Annotated in this window: 3 protein-coding genes; 1 reads left to right on the top strand and 2 read right to left on the bottom strand. The window is 59.6% G+C overall.

Annotation, left to right across the window (positions count from 1 at the left end):
• Positions 1-149 precede the first annotated feature (149 nt).
• Positions 150-1,070 (bottom strand): LysR substrate-binding domain-containing protein, encoded by a 921-nt coding sequence (locus WCA53_RS03500; RefSeq protein ID WP_423905508.1) that lies wholly within the window; start codon positions 1,068-1,070, stop codon positions 150-152.
• A gap of 63 nt (positions 1,071-1,133) precedes the next feature.
• Positions 1,134-1,451, bottom strand: coding sequence for an NIPSNAP family protein (locus WCA53_RS03495; RefSeq protein WP_423905506.1), 318 nt, complete (start codon positions 1,449-1,451; stop codon positions 1,134-1,136).
• A gap of 159 nt (positions 1,452-1,610) precedes the next feature.
• On the opposite strand from WCA53_RS03495, the gene WCA53_RS03490 reads away from it, so the two are divergent.
• Positions 1,611-2,034 (top strand): nitronate monooxygenase (locus tag WCA53_RS03490; RefSeq protein WP_423905504.1); only part of this gene is annotated, 424 nt, incomplete at its 3' end.

The following is a 2,034-nucleotide window of genomic DNA, read 5'->3' as shown; positions in this document are numbered from 1 at the left end:
ATGCAGCCCTGCGTGACAGCTACGCGGCCGCGAGTTGGCCGCTTGCTGCCGCCAGGATGGCCTCGCTGATGCCGGACGATGTTCCACCCGTGCCTGCCCGTGTCGAGGCTCCGCCAGCCGGGCGCGGACGGCACGCGACTACGCCCGTCTCACCGGATAGGCAAGGCGTCGAGCCAGCGCTGCTCGTGAGCGAAATGCTCGACCAGCATATCGAGGAGCAGCCGCACCTTGGTGCTCAGTTGGCGCCGATGAGGATAGAGCGCGACGATCTCCAACTCCTCGGTTCGGTAGTTGGGCAGCAGCGGCACCAGTTCGCCGGAAGCAAGCATTCCCGCCACGAGAAACTCCGGGCACAGCCACAATCCGAGCCCTGCAGTGGCGGCCGCGCGCATGACGGAAATGCTGGCAGTGACCAGATTGCCCGATACACGCATGCTCATCACATGGCCCGCCGAATCGACGAAACGGAACTCGTTGCCGAAGATCGCATAGGCGTAAATCAGGCAGTTATGATCCGCGAGGTCGGCTGGGCTGAGAGGCGCGGGATGCGTTTCGAGGTAAGCGGGCGCACAGCACAAGACAAAGCGCCATTTCGCCAGCGTCCTTCTGACCAAGGTCGAATCCGGCGGCGATGCCGGCATGATCGACAGGTCGAATTCCTCCCCGCCTCGTACGGGATCGATCACGTCGTCGATCTGGAAATCTAGCGAGACGTCAGGGTAAGCGCCGGAAAAGCGGGCAGCGACGGGTGCGATGAAGCGGTCCAGAGCCTGGTGGCAACGCAGCCGCAGCCGGCCGCGCGGCGTCACCTGGGATGCACTGGTGATCTCGTCCGCTTCGGCCAGTTCCTGCAAGATCTGCGAGCAGCGTTCGTAATACTCGCGGCCGATCTCAGTCAGATTCACGCGGCGTGTGGTGCGATTCAACAGACGCACACCGAGGCTGTCTTCCAGAGCCTGGACGTGATTGCTGATCGTCGTTATCGACAGGTCGAGGCGCCGGGCCGCCGCAGTAAAGCCGCCGCTCTCGACGACGCGGACAAAAGCGGTGAGACTGGCCATCCGATCCATGCGTTTCACCCATTATCAAATCACAGTTGAGGCCGCGTTGTCAGCGTGGCTCCGGGATGCTTTTTAAAGCTTCGACCAGGGCGCCGAGACAACCAGTTGATTTTCCTGACGCTGGATGTATTGCCCCGTCGCAGTCTTCTTTTTGTATTCAACCCATTCGGGATCCTTTTCCATCTCAGCGCGACGGCGCTGACGATCGGCAGCGTCTTCGTATCCCCATAGATGGACCACCTGATTGAGCTCGCCCACCTCGGAGATGAAGTATCCAAGCGGGTCGCCTACATGACGGCGCTGAACGGGCAAACCATAGGCTTCATAGACCTCCAGATAGGCTTTCAGCTTGCCTGGGACGACAGTGTATCGGCGGATATCAACTAGCATGAACTTTCCTTTTTTGTTAGCGTTGAGCTTCCGTCTAGGATAATCGACCAAAAACAATAAATCGATATTTCTATAGTTAAACGATATTGACTGAATAGATCGATCAGGCTAACCTCAGATGTCCGGTTTCGGTAAACCGATTCATCAAGGAAAGCTGACATGCCTTTTGAAACAGCACTAACCAAAGCACTCGACTTGTGCGTTCCCGTCGTGGCTGGTCCCCTCGGGCGAGGCACCAGCGCGGAATTTCTCGCCGCCATGGCGAACAGCGGTAGCTTCGGCTTCGCGGCCCTCATGCATATGCCCGAAGAGAACGTCAGCGAGGAGCTGGCAAAAATCAACCGCGTCGCCAAGGGCCGGTTTGGTGCGAACCTGACGCTGGTCGTGGACCAGCGCAAGCGGCTTGCCGCTGCACTGGAAGCGGGCGTGCGCGTGTTCTCCATGTGGCAGGGTGATCTCGCGCCCTACATTCGTATCATCAAGGACGCCGGCGGACTGGTGTTCTGGACCGTGGGTAACGCGGAAGATGCGGCGCGGGCCAAGGATATGGGCGTCGATTTCCTGGTCTCCCAAGGCCGCGAGT

Source organism: Caballeronia sp. (genome assembly GCF_049581465.1).
Taxonomy (GTDB): domain Bacteria; phylum Pseudomonadota; class Gammaproteobacteria; order Burkholderiales; family Burkholderiaceae; genus Caballeronia.
The sequence above is the reverse complement of the archived record's forward strand: the minus strand, read 5'-3'. Positions and strand labels throughout refer to the sequence as shown.

What these genes read in the sequence shown, in the direction of transcription:
- WCA53_RS03500 (WP_423905508.1), bottom strand. Translation starts at nt 1,070, where the DNA reads ATGGATCGGATGGCCAGTCTCACCGCTTTTGTCCGCGTCGTCGAGAGC.
- WCA53_RS03495 (WP_423905506.1), bottom strand. Translation starts at nt 1,451, where the DNA reads ATGCTAGTTGATATCCGCCGATACACTGTCGTCCCAGGCAAGCTGAAA.